The organism is Nocardia sp. FBN12 (assembly GCF_050320175.1).
Lineage (GTDB): Bacteria > Actinomycetota > Actinomycetes > Mycobacteriales > Mycobacteriaceae > Nocardia.
The window spans coordinates 796,521-811,912 of the sequence record NZ_CP190048.1; the positions used below are offsets into that span (position 1 = coordinate 796,521).

Annotated in this window: 18 protein-coding genes; 7 read left to right on the plus strand and 11 right to left on the minus strand. The window is 67.8% G+C overall.

Translation table 11 applies throughout. The features are described 5' to 3' along the window. Nucleotides 1-41: 41 nt before the first annotated feature. On the plus strand, nucleotides 42-329 hold the full coding sequence (locus tag ACQHI0_RS04075) for a TIGR02679 domain-containing protein (protein WP_427906585.1): 288 nt from the start codon (nucleotides 42-44) through the stop codon (nucleotides 327-329). After that, a complete protein-coding gene (locus tag ACQHI0_RS04080) occupies nucleotides 329-778 on the plus strand; it encodes a TIGR02679 domain-containing protein (RefSeq protein ID WP_427906586.1) in 450 nt (149 codons plus the stop codon). The genes ACQHI0_RS04075 and ACQHI0_RS04080 overlap by 1 nt, the downstream gene beginning before the upstream one ends. Here ACQHI0_RS04080 and ACQHI0_RS04085 read toward each other — a convergent pair. From ACQHI0_RS04085 to ACQHI0_RS04095, 3 genes are read right to left on the minus strand one after another with little or no spacing between them, the layout of a single operon-like run. Further along, a complete protein-coding gene (locus ACQHI0_RS04085; RefSeq protein WP_427906587.1) occupies nucleotides 764-1,123 on the minus strand; it encodes a hypothetical protein in 360 nt (119 codons plus the stop codon). The two genes, ACQHI0_RS04080 and ACQHI0_RS04085, sit on opposite strands and share 15 nt — an antisense overlap. Before the next feature lie 29 nt (nucleotides 1,124-1,152). Continuing rightward, a complete protein-coding gene (locus ACQHI0_RS04090) occupies nucleotides 1,153-2,394 on the minus strand; it encodes a hypothetical protein (protein ID WP_427906588.1) in 1,242 nt (413 codons plus the stop codon). Beyond that, entirely contained in the window at nucleotides 2,391-2,606 is a 216-nt protein-coding gene (locus ACQHI0_RS04095; protein ID WP_427906589.1) for a hypothetical protein, read from the minus strand. Before ACQHI0_RS04095 ends, ACQHI0_RS04090 begins: the two co-directional genes overlap by 4 nt. Before the next feature lie 481 nt (nucleotides 2,607-3,087). Here ACQHI0_RS04095 and ACQHI0_RS04100 point away from each other — a divergent pair, with 481 nt between their 5' ends. Then, nucleotides 3,088-3,714 carry a hypothetical protein gene (locus ACQHI0_RS04100; RefSeq protein ID WP_427906590.1) on the plus strand — a complete coding sequence of 209 codons (627 nt, stop codon included), beginning with the start codon at nucleotides 3,088-3,090 and terminating at the stop codon, nucleotides 3,712-3,714. Here the strand turns inward: ACQHI0_RS04100 and ACQHI0_RS04105 are convergent. Continuing rightward, nucleotides 3,657-4,658 (minus strand): sigma-70 family RNA polymerase sigma factor, encoded by a 1,002-nt coding sequence (locus tag ACQHI0_RS04105; protein WP_427906591.1) that lies wholly within the window; start codon nucleotides 4,656-4,658, stop codon nucleotides 3,657-3,659. The genes ACQHI0_RS04100 and ACQHI0_RS04105 overlap by 58 nt on opposite strands. A 144-nt stretch (nucleotides 4,659-4,802) precedes the next feature. Here ACQHI0_RS04105 and ACQHI0_RS04110 point away from each other — a divergent pair, with 144 nt between their 5' ends. The 3 genes from ACQHI0_RS04110 (at nucleotide 4,803) to ACQHI0_RS04120 (ending at nucleotide 7,734) form a co-directional block, all read left to right on the plus strand. Beyond that, nucleotides 4,803-6,230 carry a DHA2 family efflux MFS transporter permease subunit gene (locus tag ACQHI0_RS04110; RefSeq protein WP_427906592.1) on the plus strand — a complete coding sequence of 476 codons (1,428 nt, stop codon included), beginning with the start codon at nucleotides 4,803-4,805 and terminating at the stop codon, nucleotides 6,228-6,230. Nucleotides 6,231-6,386: 156 nt separating this feature from the next. Next, on the plus strand, nucleotides 6,387-7,121 hold the full coding sequence (locus tag ACQHI0_RS04115) for a glucose 1-dehydrogenase (protein ID WP_427906593.1): 735 nt from the start codon (nucleotides 6,387-6,389) through the stop codon (nucleotides 7,119-7,121). A gap of 79 nt (nucleotides 7,122-7,200) precedes the next feature. Beyond that, complete coding sequence (locus ACQHI0_RS04120) at nucleotides 7,201-7,734, plus strand: hypothetical protein (protein WP_427906594.1); 534 nt, start codon at nucleotides 7,201-7,203, stop codon at nucleotides 7,732-7,734. A gap of 47 nt (nucleotides 7,735-7,781) precedes the next feature. Here the strand turns inward: ACQHI0_RS04120 and ACQHI0_RS04125 are convergent, their stop codons facing one another. The 6 genes from ACQHI0_RS04125 to sucB all read right to left on the minus strand — a co-directional run bounded on the left by ACQHI0_RS04125 (nucleotide 7,782) and on the right by sucB (nucleotide 13,164). Then, nucleotides 7,782-8,093: a pyrimidine/purine nucleoside phosphorylase gene (locus tag ACQHI0_RS04125; protein WP_427906595.1), complete on the minus strand. Its 312-nt coding sequence runs from the start codon at nucleotides 8,091-8,093 to the stop codon at nucleotides 7,782-7,784. Nucleotides 8,094-8,131: 38 nt separating this feature from the next. Next, nucleotides 8,132-9,154, minus strand: coding sequence for a lipoyl synthase (gene lipA / locus ACQHI0_RS04130; RefSeq protein WP_427906596.1), 1,023 nt, complete (start codon nucleotides 9,152-9,154; stop codon nucleotides 8,132-8,134). Further along, nucleotides 9,151-9,900: a lipoyl(octanoyl) transferase LipB gene (gene lipB, locus ACQHI0_RS04135; RefSeq protein WP_427906597.1), complete on the minus strand. Its 750-nt coding sequence runs from the start codon at nucleotides 9,898-9,900 to the stop codon at nucleotides 9,151-9,153. The genes lipA and lipB overlap by 4 nt, the downstream gene beginning before the upstream one ends. 113 nt (nucleotides 9,901-10,013) lie before the next feature. Continuing rightward, nucleotides 10,014-10,517: an N-acetyltransferase family protein gene (locus ACQHI0_RS04140; RefSeq protein WP_427906598.1), complete on the minus strand. Its 504-nt coding sequence runs from the start codon at nucleotides 10,515-10,517 to the stop codon at nucleotides 10,014-10,016. Between the two features lie 4 nt (nucleotides 10,518-10,521). Then, nucleotides 10,522-11,415 carry a TIGR01777 family oxidoreductase gene (locus tag ACQHI0_RS04145; RefSeq protein ID WP_427906599.1) on the minus strand — a complete coding sequence of 298 codons (894 nt, stop codon included), beginning with the start codon at nucleotides 11,413-11,415 and terminating at the stop codon, nucleotides 10,522-10,524. A 12-nt stretch (nucleotides 11,416-11,427) separates the two neighbouring features. Further along, nucleotides 11,428-13,164 (minus strand): 2-oxoglutarate dehydrogenase, E2 component, dihydrolipoamide succinyltransferase, encoded by a 1,737-nt coding sequence (sucB, locus tag ACQHI0_RS04150; protein ID WP_427906600.1) that lies wholly within the window; start codon nucleotides 13,162-13,164, stop codon nucleotides 11,428-11,430. 233 nt (nucleotides 13,165-13,397) lie between these two features. Between sucB and ACQHI0_RS04155 the strand changes: the two genes are divergently transcribed. Beyond that, nucleotides 13,398-13,748 carry an oxidoreductase gene (locus ACQHI0_RS04155; RefSeq protein ID WP_427906601.1) on the plus strand — a complete coding sequence of 117 codons (351 nt, stop codon included), beginning with the start codon at nucleotides 13,398-13,400 and terminating at the stop codon, nucleotides 13,746-13,748. Here ACQHI0_RS04155 and ACQHI0_RS04160 read toward each other — a convergent pair whose 3' ends face one another. Next, the gene (locus tag ACQHI0_RS04160) at nucleotides 13,749-15,257 is read right to left on the minus strand and encodes a leucyl aminopeptidase (RefSeq protein ID WP_427906602.1); all 1,509 of its coding nucleotides are present in this window, start codon (nucleotides 15,255-15,257) and stop codon (nucleotides 13,749-13,751) included. Nucleotides 15,258-15,392: the final 135 nt, after the last annotated feature.

A 15,392-nucleotide genomic window follows, 5' to 3' on the forward strand; every position in this document is an offset into this window, starting at 1 on the left:
AGTTGACATTGCGCACTTTCGAGTAGCAGTAGCATCTCGATATGCCGAAGGTTCCCATCGCAGCGTTGTCAGCGGACTTGATGCCGTTGTGGCACGCGTTGCACCACCGGCTCGGCAGTGGGCGGGCGGTGGCTTCGGTGAAGGTCGCGATGTCGGGTACCGAGCAGCGGACGGCGTTGGCCGATCTGTTCGGGATGGCCGCGTTGCCCGGTGCCGAATATACCGTCAACTGCGCGCGGCTCGACGCTGTGTTGGTCGAGCTGACGGGGCTGACCGGTCGGGACGTGGTGGAGCGGATGGTCGGTCCGATCGAGGACAGGGCTGCTTGATGGCAGCACGGTCGTTGGACCGGCGGGAGTTGTGGGAGTGGCTCGGCGCCCATTCGGTGGTTGCCGCGCAGCCGGTGCGCGCGGGGTGGGTGGCGGCGATGGAGCGGGCGGGGCTGGTCGAGCAGTCCATTCCACGAACGCGGACATTGTTGGAGTCGGCGCTGCGGGTTCTGGGGGCGATTCCGGCGCAGGGGCAGCCGTTGCCGGTTTTCGCGGATGAAACGGTAGATGATCCGCATGCGCTGGATGATGGAACTCGCTTGCAGGCGATGGTGATTCGAGCATTGGCGGTGATTCACGACCGTCCGGTACCGACCGATGCGGGTGAGTTGCGGCGGTTGTGGGCGCTGGCGGGTGTCGTCCTTGAATGCGCATGCCGATTCGGCCACGCGCGAGACCCTCCGATACCGGCATGCAGTGCGGATCGGTTCGGATTATTGGCCGAATGAGCGGCGGAGGTTGGCGTTGATCAGGGTGTTGATGCGGTGGCGAAGGTGGCCGAGGGTGGAGGTGTCGAGGTCGGGGGAGGCGACGTAAAGGGTCCAGCGGAGGTTGGTGCCGCCGTGGTTGTCGGGCGGGAGGTCGAAATGTAGGCGGGCGGAGGGGTGTTTGGGCCAGAGGGTGGACCAGATGACGAGGGTGGGGTGTTCGCTGTCGAGGACGGTGGGGCGTTGTTCGTCTTTGAGTAATTTCAGCCAGGGGCGGGTGGGGTCGCGATCGGGGTTGGTGAGGGCGGCGAAGATCGCGTGGGGTGGGGCGGGTTGGTTTCGCCGGCGGGTGCCGATTGCGTGCATGGGCGGAGAGTAATTGGGGCGGTCGGCGGTTAGGTCGAGGCTGGGTTCGGTTGACCGCATCGAGTCGCCTGCGTAGCCAGGAGGGTGCGGAGGGGTTCGGGGGTTTCGTCGCGGGCTTCGTAGATGGCTTGCCAGGTTGTGGGGTCCTGGGTGGTGATGGTGGCGACGAGGGAATCCAGGTCGGGGGACTCGTTGAGGAGGGTGAGGGTGCGGGCTCGAGCGGGGGCGGCTTGATGGAGTGCGATGTGGAGCAGGGTGGGCCAGTGGTTTTCGGTGTGGACTTGTTCTATGAGAGTGGTCAGGGAGGCGTCGGGTTCGGTGGCTACCCGGTCGGCGACGGTGTGGAGTTGAGTCGGGGAGAGGTGGGTGGTCAGGGGGAGTAAGGAGAGCCAGAGGTTTTGGGTGATGGCCAGGTCGGTGATTTCGGTCAGGAGGGTGGGGTTTTGCATGGTGGGGCGTTGGGCTAGGCGTTGGAGGGGGTTCGGGCTCATGCCTGCGGCTACGGGGAGGAAGGTGTCCCAGGCGTCGAGGTCTGCTACCGCGGTGAGGAGGCCGTCGATGACTTCGTCTTCTTGGGCGGCGGCGACGTCGGCGAGTTTGGAGCGTTCGGTGGGGCCGAGGAGGTCGAACAGGGTGATGGCCTTGGGCCATTCGCCTGCGTTGTGGGCTGCGCGGATGGTGCCGGGGACGCGGTCGGCGACCAGGGTGAGGAGGCGGTCGGCGGCTGAGGTTTCCTCGAGGTAGTAGCCGACGTGGAGGATGTCGAGGTCGGAGGCGTGTGGGAGGGCTGCGCGCAGGACCGAGTCGGGGACCGAGCCTGCGAGGCGGCCCATCGTCAGATAGTCGCCGCGGCGGATCAATTCGCTGGCGACGGCCGCGGCCATCGGGGCGGGGACCTCGGCGATCACTTCCGCGGCTCGGCGTGGGTCGAGGGTGCGGGTGGCGTCGGCGAGGAACTGGGGAGAGAGGGCACCGGCGATCGATACCGCGCGAGAAGGGTCGACTGAGCCGGCGACCGCGGCCGCGAGGACGGGGCCAAAGGCGGCTTCGGTGATCTTGGCGGCGATGGGGGCGGGGACGAGTTTGGCGGCGGCGCCGATGCGCTGCATGCGGCGGGCTTCGCGGCCGGCGATGAGATCGGTGATCTGGTCGCGGAATTCGCGCAGGGCCTCGGGTGGGAGGGTGGCGAGGAAGTCCAGGTCGGCGGGGTCGCGGTCGAGGACGCGGGCCAGTTTGGCGAGCTCGGCGGCGGTGTGGTGGGTGGCGGTCATAGTCCGAGTACCTTCTTGACGGCGGGGCGGGCCAGGCGGGGGATCAGGCGCATGCCGGAGTCGAGGGCGCCGTCGAGGGCGGCCTTGCGGTGATCGAGGGCGGTGCGGACGTAGTCGTCGAGGCGGGTCAGCTCGTCGGGGGTGAGGGTGGCGAAGTCGGGTGGTGGTGAGACGCCGAGTGTTGCGGTGAGTTGATCCAGGGCATCCGGCACAACCGTCTCCTTTGACGTGGTGTCCAGCAGTCTGTACCGCTGGTGGTTGTTAACGATACTGCCGGTACCGGGTTCTTGATGTGATCGTCGGGGTGTGGATCGTGGGGGTGGATCGGTGGATGGTGCCGACGAATCGGTGGATGATGCCGAGCGGTTCATGCTCGAATTCAATTGCCATAAGCCAGAATTGGAGTCATGGAGGTCGGTCGGCGCTACGCGGGTGCCGACGGATGGGGCGCGCGGTGGTGCCGATAATCGCCATCCCGGCGACGATGACGCCAGGTGCGGGAGGAATTCGAATTCACGTGCGGTCGACAGGGCCGTGCCGCCCACGCCCGCGACACGCGGGGGAAGGATTGCGCGATCGTTGTCGGTGATAGATGCTGGTCCAACTGTTGGTATGTGTCTGGGCGTGACTTTTCCGCGACCATTTCGTAATCTGACAGTGACCTGTTCTCGACAATGACTGGTGATAGACAACGTGACTGCTTCGCATCGCAAACCGTCGGCTCCCAAGAGTCGCCTGCCGCTGGCCGTATGCAGTCTCGCGGCGACCGTTCCCGGCATGTTGATGATGGTGATGCGGCCGGGTGCGGACGTCGAGGCAGTGGCTTCGGTCGAACCGCTGTCGACTTCGGCGATCGAACCCGATCCGATCGCCGCCGCGCCGACGAACGATCAGCCGCAGCCGGGCCCGATCGTCCGGGCCGATGACGAGATGGCGGCGCTGTCGGCGCTGAAGGTGAAGGTGTTGTGCGGGACGGAGTTCAACGGGACTCTGCCGCATGTGGCGCAGGTCGGTAACCTGCTGCAGAAGATGTTCGGAGTCGCCGACATCGGTGGTGCGCACGGTCGCTACGACGGCGACCACGGCGCGGGGCAGGCACTCGACGTGATGACATCGAATGCCGCGCTGGGCAATACGATCGCCGATTTCGTGCTGGCCAACAAGGCGCGCTTCGGCGTCACCTATGTGATCTGGCAGCAGCGCTACAACGACGGCAACGGCTGGTCCTACATGGAGGATCGCGGCAGCCCGACGCAGAATCACTATGACCACGTGCACATTTCGTTCGAGTCGTCGGGCGCGACGAATATCGCCTGCTGAAGCCGTTCGGGGAGGCCGAAGGGGGCGAAACGCTCGGGTCCGTGGAAGGCCACGACTCGGGTGACGCCCGTCGGGGTCGCGGTGAGGATCTGGAGGGAGTGGGCCTCGCCGTTGATGTACAGGGCGAAGGCGGGTTGGCCGTTGGCCGCAACGGGGATCATGCGCGCCGTGCCTGATCGGGCGGGGCACTGCGTGGTGATCAGGCGAATGATCTGGTCGCGGCCGGCGAACCAGTCGGGCACAGGCGGCATTTCCCAGGTGGCGTCGGTTATGAGCAGGGTGGCGAGTGCTGTCATATCGGCGGATTCGAACGCGGCCGCCCAGCGATCGACGACCGATCTGACCGCGGGATCGTCGGGTTCGGTGATGTGGTCGGCGTCGGCGGTGTGATCGGCGAGGGTGGCGTGGGCGCGTTGCAGGGCGCTGTTGATCGCGGTGGGGGTGGTTTCGAGTAGGTCCGCGACCTCGGTTGCCTTCCAGCGCAACACATCTCGCAGGATCAGGACGGCTCGCTGGCGGGGCGGGAGGGTCTGCCAGACGGCGATCAGGGCAAGGCGGGTGCCGTGGCGGGTGGCGAAGATCGCGGCGGGGTCGGTGGTTTCGGGGTCGATCACGATGTTCGGAATGGGCTGCAGCCAGGGGATCGAGTCGGCGGCGCTGCGCAGGTTTTCGGGGTGTTCGGCCGGTCCGTCGAGGCCGGAGGGGAGGACGCGGCGACTGCTGTGCTCCAGGGCGTTGAGGCAGGCGTTGGTGGCGATGCGGTACAGCCAGGTGCGCATCGAGGCGCGACCTTCGAAGTCGGCGTATCCGCGCCAGGCACGCAGCATGGTCTCCTGGACGAGGTCCTCGGCGTCGTCGAGGGAACCGAGCATGCGGTAGCAGTGGGCGAGCAGTTCGCGTCGATACGGCTGCGTGCGTAACGCGAATTCGTCGGTGTCGATCATCCGAAATCCCTTTCTGCCTGGGCGTATGGCGGCCCGCTAATACAGACCGGGCAGGTGGTGTGAAGTCATCGGTGCGCGCGCGATGAGTTTTCCCGGGTGGTCGGTCTGTATGTGTGCAGGCTCGATCTATCGGAAGGAAGCCTCGTGGATACACCGACAGTTTCGAAAGGTACGCGGCGCTGGGTGCTCGCCCTGGCCGCGGTCGCCTCGATGATGGCGGCGCTGGACACCCTGGTTGTCTCGACCGCCCTCGGCACGATTCGCGACGATCTCGGGGCGTCGCTGGAAATGCTGGAATGGACGGTGAACGGCTACAACTTGAGCTTCGCGGTGCTGCTGATCCCGGCGGCGGTGCTCGGTGACCGGTTCGGTCGGCAGCGGATGTTCGCGCTCGGGCTCGCGATCTTCGTCGCGGGCTCGGCCGCATGCGCGATGGCGGGCTCGGTCGAGGCGCTGATCGCGGCCAGGGTCGTGCAGGGTGTGGGCGCGGCGTTGATCATGAGTTTGGCGTTGGCGCTGGTTTCGGCCGCCTATCCGGCGGCGCGGCGCGGGGTGGCGATCGGGGTGCTCGAGGGTGTGACCGGGTTGGCGGTCGCGTGTGGGCCGCTGGTGGGCGGGGCGATCGCGGAGGGGCTGTCGTGGCACTGGATCTTCTGGGTGAACGTGCCGATCGGGCTGGTGGCGATTCCGCTGGTGCTGGCTCGGATTCCGGAGAGCTTCGGCTCGGACACGGCGTTCGACGGGATCGGGCTGGCGTTGGTGACCGGTGGTGCGCTGGGTGTGGTGTGGGGGCTGGTGCGCGGCAATATCGCGGGGTGGCCGGATCCGGAGATCGTGGTGACGCTCGGCGGCGGGATCCTGGCGCTGATTCTGTTCGCGGTGTGGGAATCCCGCACGCGCACACCGATGTTCCCGGTTCGCATGTTCACCTCGCGGGGGTTCGCGGCGGGGAATGTCGCGATCTTCCTGACCTTCGCGGCGTTGTTCGGCGCGGTGTTCTTCTTCGCGCAGTTCATGCAGCTGGTATTCCACTACGGGCCGCTGGGCGCGGGGCTGCGGCTGCTGCCGTGGACGCTGACGCTGTTCTTCTGCGCGCCGCTGGCCGGAGCGCTGGCGGATCGGGTGGGGGAGCGGCCGTTGATGACCGTGGGGCTGACGCTGCAGGCGGTGGGTTTGGGCTGGATCGCGCTCATCGTGGAACCTGGAATGTCCTATCCCGCGATGATTGTGCCGCTGGTGGTGGCGGGAGTGGGTGTGTCGATGGCGATTCCGACCGCGCAGAGTGCGGTAGTGGGTGCGGTCGAGCACGGGGCGATCGGTAAGGCGGCGGGAGCCAACAGCATGATGCGCGAACTCGGCGGGGTGTTCGGGATCGCCGTCGTGGTCGCGATCTTCGCTGGGTTCGGTGGGTACGGGTCGATCTCGGAGTTCGTGGACGGGTTCGTGCCCGCGGTCGCGGCGGGGGCGGTGCTGTCGTTCCTCGGGGCGGTGGTGGCGCTCGCATTGCCCGGTCGGGACGTGAAACCCAGCGAGGGCGTCGCGGACGAACCGGGTGTCCGGGTCTTGTCCTGAGTGATCGGATTCGACGGCTATCGCATCTCGAAGGGCGCCCAAGCGTCCACGCCCGTTCTCACCACAAGTGGAACCTGTTCTAGAAAGTGGCCCGCCGGGATGGCTCGTGCTCGTACGGTGTGAGGGGGTTCGGTTTCTACGAAGGAGTATGCGGACATGGGACGGTTGGCCGGCAAGGTCGCGGTGATCAGTGGTGGTGCGCGCGGGATGGGAGCGGCGCATGCTCGGCGGTTTGTCGCCGAGGGTGCGTCGGTGGTGATCGGGGATGTGCTCGATGACGAAGGTGCCACGGTGGCAACCGAACTCGGGGATGCGGTGGTGTATCGGCATCTCGATGTCCGGGAGCCGGCGCAGTGGGCGGAGATCGTGGAGGCGGCGGTCGAGGAGTTCGGTGGGCTGCATGTGCTGGTGAACAATGCGGGGATCGTCAACGGGAATCTGTTGGTGGACTTCGCGTTGGACGAGTGGCAGCGGATCATCGATATCAATTTGACCGGGACGTTTCTCGGGATGCAGGCCGCCGTGCCCGCGATGAAGAGCGGCGGGTCGATCGTGAACATCTCCTCGGTCGAGGGGATGCGGGGGAGTCCCGGTTTGCACGGGTACACGGCGACGAAATTCGCGGTGCGTGGGCTCACCAAGTCGGCGGCGTTGGAGCTCGCGCCGCAGGGGATTCGGGTGAATTCGGTACACCCGGGGCTGATTTCCACGCCGATGACCGAGGGGATTCCGGCGGACTTCTTGCAGATTCCGCTCGCGCGGGCGGCCGAGCCGGATGAGGTGTCGGCGTTGGTGGCGTATCTGGCGTCCGACGAGTCCTCGTATTCGACCGGCGCGGAGTTCGTGGTGGACGGTGGTCTGACCGTCGGTGTACCGCACAAAAGCTTTTGACCTGGCGTGCAGCGCGCGGTGGGCGATCGGCTCACCCGAACGGGTGATCTCGGCGCGCGAAAGCGAGGAAGATGGAGTTATGGCCCCCAACAGTGCGAAATATCTGATCAGCAACGGCACCGACGACCGGGTGTCGCTTTTCGATGACGGGCGCGTGAAGGTTTGGTCGACCACCCACCTGTGGACCGAAGAAGGTTGCGAGCGGCACAATGCCCTCGGCGAGACTGTGTTGCTCGGGATCGGGCGCACGCTCGGGACGGCCGGGCCCGTGGATCGGCGTCAGCAGTGCGATGCGGAATTCGAACTCGACCCGGAGAAGGGTCACACGATCGCCGCGACCGTTGGTGCGGATAACGGGACGTTCGTGCAGTTCTTCCATGACGGCCAGATCGCGGTCGGCAACGACGGGCGCGATGTGGCGACGGTGTTCAACGCGGGCCGGGAGACGGTCTCGGCGCGGGGCACCAACAGTGTCGGCGGTTCGGTGATGGTCACCTTCGGTGGCAGCTACCGGCCGAGGAACAAGCGCGAGAGCGACTTTCAGGTGGAATTGAGCGAGGCCACGGCCCCGCGGCCCAACCGGCTGTACAAGGACGAGTTCCTGGTGAAGTAGATCCGGCGAACCGGGGCGACCGCGCTGGTCGCCCCGGCTCCGGTTCGTCAGCCGTAGTAGCAGACGTAGTGCATGGTGTCGACGACCTCGATGTCGAAGGCGCTGTCGCCGGGGACCTTGAACGACTCGCCCGCACGGTAGGTGATGGCCTCGGTCATCCCGGCCAACGTCACGTTGGCCTCACCCGCGACCAGCTCCATGATCTCCGGCGCGCTGGTGGTGAAGCGCAGCGACGACGGCTGGATCACGCCGACCGACACCGCGGCGCCATCGGGCATCTCGAGGCTGTAGCTGACGCACTTGCCGTCGAAGTAGACGTTGGCCTTCTTGCTGACGGAGACGTTCTCGAACTTCGACATGGGTCCTTCCGAGGGGATGAGGGGACCCTTAGTCTAGGTCAGCTGCCGAAGCGGGCCAGGACCGAGCTGGCTTCCTGGGAGGCGGTGCCTTCCTTGGCCAGGTGGGCCATGGCTTCGGGGATCTCACGGCCGTGGTGGGCCATCGCCTGGGCGTAGAGGCGGCCTGCCCGGTACGAGGAGCGAACCAGTGGGCCTGCCATGACGCCGGCGAAGCCGAGCTCTTCGGCGACCCGGGAATGCTCGACGAATTCCTCCGGCTTCACCCAGCGGTCGACCGGGTGGTGGCGCGGGCTGGGGCGCAGGTACTGGGTGATGGTGAGGATGTCGCAGCCTGCCTCGTGGAGGTCGCGCATCGCCTCGGTGACCTCTTCGGGGGTTTCGCCCATGCCGAGGATGAGGTTGGACTTGGTGACCAGACCCGCCTCGCGGGCGGCGGTGATCACGGCGAGGGAACGCTCGTAGCGGAAGGCGGGGCGGATGCGCTTGAAGATGCGCGGCACCGTTTCCAGGTTGTGTGCGAGGACCTCGGGGCGCGACGAGAAGACCTCGGCGAGCTGGGCGGGGTCGGCGTTGAAGTCGGGGATGAGCAGTTCGACGCCGGTGGCGGGGTTGATCGCCTTGATGGCGCGCACGGTTTCGGCGTAGAGCCAGGCGCCGCCGTCGTCGAGGTCGTCGCGGGCGACGCCGGTGATCGTCGAGTAGCGCAGGCCCATCGACTGGACGCTCTCGGCGACGCGGCGCGGCTCGTCGCGGTCGAGGGCGGCGGGCTTGCCGGTGTCGATCTGGCAGAAATCGCAGCGGCGGGTGCACTGCTCGCCGCCGATGAGAAATGTGGCTTCGCGGTCTTCCCAGCACTCGAAGATGTTGGGGCAACCCGCTTCTTCACAGACGGTGTGCAGGCCTTCGGATTTCACCAGGCTCTTGAGCTCGGTGTATTCGGGGCCCATCGTGGCGCGCGTGCGAATCCACTTGGGTTTGCGCTCGATCGGTGTCTCCGCGTTGCGCGCTTCGATGCGCAGCAGTTTGCGTCCGGCGGGGGCAGAGGCGTCGACGGAAGTCACCGGACCGACTCTACGCTCGGGGCCTGCGCGTTCGCAGCCGCGGTGGTGCGATCAATGTCATGGGGCGAAACGGGAATTTCGCCGTCGAGCGCGGCAACAATCGCGGCGGCGACGAGGGGCTCGAGTTCGGCGACGGTGACTTCGCGGCCGAGTTCGCGGGTCAGGGTGGTGACACCGGCGTCCTTGATGCCGCAGGGCACTATCGCCTGGAAGCCGTCGAGGGCGGAATTGCAGTTCAGGGAGATGCCGTGCAAGGCGACGCCGCGCTGCACACGCACGCCGATCGCGGCGACCTTGCGCTCGGCGAGCAGTTCGGTGGCGGGCAGCCACACACCGGAGCGGCCTTCGATGCGACCGCACTCGATCCCCAGGCCGGACACGACGTGGATGAGAGCTTCCTCCAGGCGCCGGACGTAGTGGACGACGTCGACGGGCTCGGCGAGGCGGATGATCGGATAGCCGACCAGCTGGCCGGGACCGTGCCAGGTGATCTTGCCGCCACGGTCGACCTGCACCACCGGGCTGCCATCGATCGGCAGGTCCTCGGACTCGGTGCGGCGACCCGCGGTGTAGACCGACGGGTGCTCGAGCAGGAGCAGCCGATCGGTGCCTTCGCCCGCGGCGCGCTCATCGGCGATCTGCCGTTGTAGCTCCCAGGCGGCGTTGTATTCGATGAGTCCGAGATTCTCGACCACGATCGGGGTCGTATCGAATCGAGCGGACGCGGTGGGGCGCGTGTCGTTCACAGCTCTGACGTTACGCCCCGGGGTGCCGGTCGGTCAGCCCGGCCACAGCGTCTGGTTCGGTGCGAGCACAGGCCGATCGGCGCGCACCGCGAATTCCCAGCGACCGGGCCGATTCACGGTTCGATGGGGAAGTTTCGCTGCATGAGGGTCAGGTCCATCCAGCGGCCGAATTTGTGGCCGACCTCGGGGAGCTCGCCGACGGTGTGGAAGCCGAAGCGCTCGTGCAGGACGATCGAGGCGCTGTTGCCGGCTTCGATGGCGGCGATCATCGCGTGAACGCGGCCGGAATCTGTTGCGCGAGTGATCAATGCGGTGAGCAGGGTGGTGGCCACGCCGCGGCGCTGGAAACGGCTGTCGACGTAGACGGAGTTCTCGACGGTGAAGCGGTAGCCGGATTTGGGCCGCCACTGGCCGTAGGAGGCGTAGCCGGCGACCTCGCCGTCGATCTCGGCGATCAGGATCGGCATCCCGGCGTCGGTGCGGGTGGCGAACCAGGTGAGGCGGTCGTCGAGGTCGACTTCGTCGGTGTCCCAGATCGCGGTCGACTCGGCGATGTTGGTGTTGTGGATGGCCAGGACGGCGGGGAGGTCGGCCTTGTCGGCGTCGCGGATCAGCATCGGCTCAGCCTCGGCCGACGGCGGCGGCCAGCGCGGCGCCGATCGTCGGGTGCTGGTAGGTGTACCCGGATTCCTCGAGTACGGCGGGAATGGCGCGTGGTCCGTGCAGGATCGAGTCGGCCAGCTCGCCGACCAGGGCTTGCAGGGCGAAACCGGGGACGATAAAGGGGGTCGGCCGGTGCAGGGCTCGGCCGAGGGCGCGGTTGAACTCCGCGTTGGTGACGGGGGCGGGGCCGACCGCGTTGAGCGGGCCGGAGATCTCGGGGTGGGTGAGCGCGAAGACGATGGCGCCGACCTCGTCGTCGAGGGAGATCCACGGGAAGTACTGGCGGCCGCTACCGAGGCGCCCGCCGAGGCCGAGCCAGTACAGCGGGTGCAGCTTGCTGAGCATGCCGCCGTTGCGAGCCAGCACCACGGCGCTGCGGATCAGCACGGTGCGCACGCCCGCTTCGGTGGCCGGTTCGGTGGCGGCTTCCCAGTCGCGGCACAGCGTGGCGAGGAAACCTGTTCCGGCAGGTGCTGTTTCGTCGACGACGGCGTCACCGGTGCCGACGCCGTAATAGTGCGCGCCGCTGGCGTTGACCAGCGTCGGCACACCCGCGGCGGCGACCGCGGTGGCCAGGACGTCGGTGGGGGTGATGCGGCTGTCGCGCAGCAACTGCTTGTAGCTGCCGTTCCAGCGATGATCGCCGATGCCGGCACCACAGAGGTTCACGACCGCGTCGGTCCCGCGCAACGCCCGCTCGTCGAGCTGGGCGCGCGCGGGTTCCCACGTGAACTCGTCCGGTGCCGCGGCCGGGCGCCGCACGAGACGGGAGACCTGGTGCCCGTCGCGGCGCAGTGCCGCGACGAGCGCCGTCCCGATCAAGCCGGACGAACCGGCGATGACCACCTTCATCGAATTCCTCGGCTACAGGCCGAGATCGGCCTCGAACGCCGAATCCTCGAGCCGGTGCTTGATGGTGGAGACGAACCGGCCCGCGTCGGCACCGTCGATGAGACGGTGATCGTAGGTGAGCGGCAGGTACACCATCGAGCGCACGCCGATGGACTCGCCACCGTTCTCGTCGGTCACCACCACCGGGCGCTTGATGATCGCGCCGGTGCCGAGCATGCCCGCTTGCGGCGGGAGCAGGATCGGGGTGTCGAAGAGCGCGCCCTCGCTACCGATATTGGTGATGGTGAAGGTGCCACCGGACAGCTCGTCGGGCTTGAGTCCACCGTTGCGCGCGCGGTTGGCGATGTCGGCGATCGCGCGGGCCAGGCCGGCCAGCGACAGGTCGCTGGCGTTGTGGATGACCGGCGAGAGCAGACCCTGTTCGGTGTCGACCGCGATACCGAGGTGCACCGACGCGTGGTAGGTGATCTCCTTGGTGTCCTCGTTGTAGGACGCGTTCACGTTCGGGTGCACACCGAGTGCCTCGACGACGGCCTTCGCGAAGAACGGCAGGTACGTCAGGTTGACGCCCTCGCGCGACTTGAACGAGGCCTTCGCGAGCTGACGCAGATGCGCGATCTTGGTGACGTCGGCCTCGTGGACCTGGGTCAGCTGCGCGGTGCTCTGCAGCGATTCGCGCGTCTTGGTCGCGGTGATCTGGCGAATCCGGCTGGCCTTCTGCGTGGTGCCGACGAGCGCGGCCAGCTTCGGGGCGGCGGACTGCTTGGCCGCGGGCGCAGGTGCGGCAGCGGCCGGAGCCGGTGCGGCGGCGGGCGCCTTCTTGGCTTCGGCGGCGGCGAGCACGTCCTGCTTGCGGATGCGGCCGCCGACACCGGAACCGGTGAGGGACGACAGGTCGACGTTGTTCTCGTCGGCCAGCTTGCGGACCAGCGGAGTCACGTACGGGGTGCTGCCGTTGGCCGAAGTCGAAGCCGGGGCAGGAGCGGACGCGGCAGGCGCGGGAGCGGGCTTGGGTGCCGGCGCCGGCGCGGGCTTCGGCGCGGGTGCCGGTGCGGGAGCAGCGGCGGCCGGTGCGGGAGCCGGTGCCGGGGCGGGCTCGGGCTCGGGCTCAGGCGCGGCAGCCGCGGGCTGACCGCTACCGATCACACCCAGCTGGCCACCCACATCGATGACGTCGTCTTCCTGCGCCGTGATCTCGAGCAGCGTGCCCGCGACCGGCGAGGGGATCTCGGTGTCGACCTTGTCGGTGGACACCTCGAGCAGCGGCTCGTCGACGGCGACGGTGTCACCCACGGCCTTGAGCCAGCGGGTAACGGTGCCCTCGGTGACCGACTCGCCCAGTTCGGGCATCTTCACGGGCGTGCCGGAAGCGGCGGACGCGGCAGGCGCGGCGGCCGGGGCAGGTGCCTCGGCGGCGGGGGCCTGGGCGGCGGGTTCGGGCTCGGGCGCGGGGGCCGGCTCGGCGGCGGCCGGTGCGGCAGCCGGTTCAGGTGCGGTGGCGGGGGCCTCGCCGGCGTCGCTGATCACGCCGAGTTCACCGCCGACCTCGACGATGTCGTCTTGCTGGGCGACGATCTTGGAAAGCACGCCCGCGGTCGGCGACGGGATCTCGGTATCGACTTTGTCGGTGGAGACTTCGAGCAGCGGTTCGTCGACCTCGACCGTGTCCCCTTCCTGCTTCAGCCACCTGGTCACCGTGCCCTCGGTGACGCTCTCACCAAGGGCTGGCATCTGGACGGAGAAGGCCATGTCCTCTGACTCCTCTGCAGTGTGTACCCGGCGGACATTCGTCGCGGGTCGCGGCTTTCGTCCACTCCGCCGGTCTCGGCGAAGCACCCGGGAAACGTTGGTTCTTGTTCCGGCAACCATCCTTGCACTCGTCCGTCGCGGGTGTGGCGCAGGGCGGCGATCCGGGCGAAGCTGGCACCATGGAATGTACGGCGGTGAGCAGAATTCCGCCGGAATGTAGGAGGTCGAGCCTGATGGGTTTGCTGGATCGTTTCCGTGGTGGGCGCGGTGCGAGCAGGTCAGTCGCTCGCGAGAGCGCGTCGGAGGTGAGCGCCCTGGCGGACTGGGCGCGGACGCGGCGCGGCGTCGAAGCGTTCATCGAACCCAAAACAACTGTGACCGATGTCACAGCAGTGCTGGTGGCCGTGGACGGCGAATGGACCCGCCGCATCGTCGGTGAGAAGGGTGCGCGCCGGTTGGCGGGTGCGCTGAAGATTCCGGTCTACGACGTCAACCGCACCGGCTATCCGCAACGCATGCGCGACTTCGATGCCCGCCGCCGCATCGAGCAGCGGCGGGCCCGCGAAGCCGAACTGGAGGAGTGACTACTCCGCGCCGATCTCCTCGATCACGGTGATCAGCGTGCGCACCGGAACGCCCGTGCCACCCTTGCCGATGTAGCCGAACGGTCCACCGGTGTTGTAGGCCGGACCTGCGACGTCGAGGTGTGCCCACTGCACACCCTCCGGCACGAAGTCTTTGAGGAAGAGCGCGGCCGAGAGCATGCCGCCCCAGCGGTGCGGCGCCACATTGGCCAGGTCGGCGACCTTGGAATTGAGATCGGCGCGCAGCTCGGCGGGTAGTGGCATGGCCCAGCCGTTCTCGCCGACCGACCGCGAGATCGCGGCGACACGGTCGCGGAATTCGTCGGTGCCCATCACGCCAGGGGTGCGGGTGCCGAGCGCGACCATCTGCGCGCCGGTGAGGGTCGCGACGTCGATCAGGTAGTCGGGCTCGTCCTCGACCGCGCGCACGATGGCGTCGGCCAGGATGAGGCGACCCTCGGCGTCGGTGTTGATGACCTCGACGGTGGTGCCGCCGTACTGGGTGAGCACGTCGCCGGGCCGCTGGGCGGTAGCCGACGGCATGTTCTCGGCCATCGGGACGGTCGCGGTGACGGTGACCGGCAGGCCGAGGCGCCCGGCCAGCAGCACGGTCGCGATGACCGCCGCGGCGCCCGCCATGTCCGAGGTCATGTTCTCCATGTTGGCCGCGGGCTTGATCGAGATACCGCCGGTGTCGAAGGTGATGCCCTTGCCGACGAGCGCGATCTTCTTCGGGCCGCCCGCGTAGCTGATCCGGATCAGCCGCGGCGGCCGCGAGGAACCCTGGCCGACGCCGATGATGCCGCCGTACCCGGCCGCGGCGAGGGCGTTCTCGTCGAGCACCTCGACCTCGAGGCCCGCGCCCTCGGCGAGTACCCGGGCCCGGTCGGCGAACTCGGCGGGGTAGAGCGCGCTGGGCGGGGTGTTGACGAAATCGCGGGCGGTGGCGATGGCTTCGGCCACCAGCTGTGCGCGCAGTAGTTCCAGGGTGCCGAACTCCGGTTCGGGCACCAGCAATTCGAGGCGGACCACGGGACGCTCGTCCGGCTTGGGCGCGCTCTTGGACTTGAAGGTGGAGAAGGTGTACGCGCCGAGGTAGAAGCCTTCGGCCGCGGCACCGAGGTCGATGCCGGACAGGGTGGTGGCGACGAGTTCGGTGCCACTGAGCGCGCGCCCGGCGACGCCGGCGCTGCGGCGCACCTGTTCGGCGTCGACCTTCTCGGCCGCGCCGAGTCCGACGGCGAGCACGCTGGTGACGTCGGCCAGGGCGGACGGCGCGGGCACCCTGGTGAGTTCCTCGGCCTTGCCCTTGGCGCCGACCGAGCCGAGAGCGTCCAGCAGTTCCGCGCGAACCTCGGCGGTGAGCACGTCGCCGAACAGGTCGGCGGGGACGATGGCGGGGCCGTTCTCCGACGACGTCAACCCGATCACCAGCACGTCGGTGTCGGGGGCGATGGTTTCGGTACGCGCCAATTCTGGTCCGAGGGAACGATCTGCGACTGCGGTCATTGCCCCAGGTTATTCGGTCGCTATCGGTGCTCGCATCATGAGTCCGGGTGTACGGGTGTGCGGGGTTACCGTTCGGCGCTGCCGGAAATACTGGGATTTACTGGACAATACTGGTAGCTGTGGATACGCTCCGAC

Coding starts and splice junctions, on each gene's coding strand:
- ACQHI0_RS04075 (WP_427906585.1), top strand. CDS start 42: ATGCCGAAGGTTCCCATCGCAGCGTTGTCAGCGGACTTGATGCCGTTG.
- ACQHI0_RS04080 (WP_427906586.1), top strand. CDS start 329: ATGGCAGCACGGTCGTTGGACCGGCGGGAGTTGTGGGAGTGGCTCGGC.
- ACQHI0_RS04085 (WP_427906587.1), bottom strand. CDS start 1,123: ATGCACGCAATCGGCACCCGCCGGCGAAACCAACCCGCCCCACCCCAC.
- ACQHI0_RS04090 (WP_427906588.1), bottom strand. CDS start 2,394: ATGACCGCCACCCACCACACCGCCGCCGAGCTCGCCAAACTGGCCCGC.
- ACQHI0_RS04105 (WP_427906591.1), bottom strand. CDS start 4,658: ATGATCGACACCGACGAATTCGCGTTACGCACGCAGCCGTATCGACGC.
- ACQHI0_RS04115 (WP_427906593.1), top strand. CDS start 6,387: ATGGGACGGTTGGCCGGCAAGGTCGCGGTGATCAGTGGTGGTGCGCGC.
- ACQHI0_RS04120 (WP_427906594.1), top strand. CDS start 7,201: ATGGCCCCCAACAGTGCGAAATATCTGATCAGCAACGGCACCGACGAC.
- ACQHI0_RS04125 (WP_427906595.1), bottom strand. CDS start 8,093: ATGTCGAAGTTCGAGAACGTCTCCGTCAGCAAGAAGGCCAACGTCTAC.
- ACQHI0_RS04140 (WP_427906598.1), bottom strand. CDS start 10,517: ATGCTGATCCGCGACGCCGACAAGGCCGACCTCCCCGCCGTCCTGGCC.
- ACQHI0_RS04145 (WP_427906599.1), bottom strand. CDS start 11,415: ATGAAGGTGGTCATCGCCGGTTCGTCCGGCTTGATCGGGACGGCGCTC.
- sucB (WP_427906600.1), bottom strand. CDS start 13,164: ATGGCCTTCTCCGTCCAGATGCCAGCCCTTGGTGAGAGCGTCACCGAG.
- ACQHI0_RS04155 (WP_427906601.1), top strand. CDS start 13,398: ATGGGTTTGCTGGATCGTTTCCGTGGTGGGCGCGGTGCGAGCAGGTCA.
- ACQHI0_RS04160 (WP_427906602.1), bottom strand. CDS start 15,257: ATGACCGCAGTCGCAGATCGTTCCCTCGGACCAGAATTGGCGCGTACC.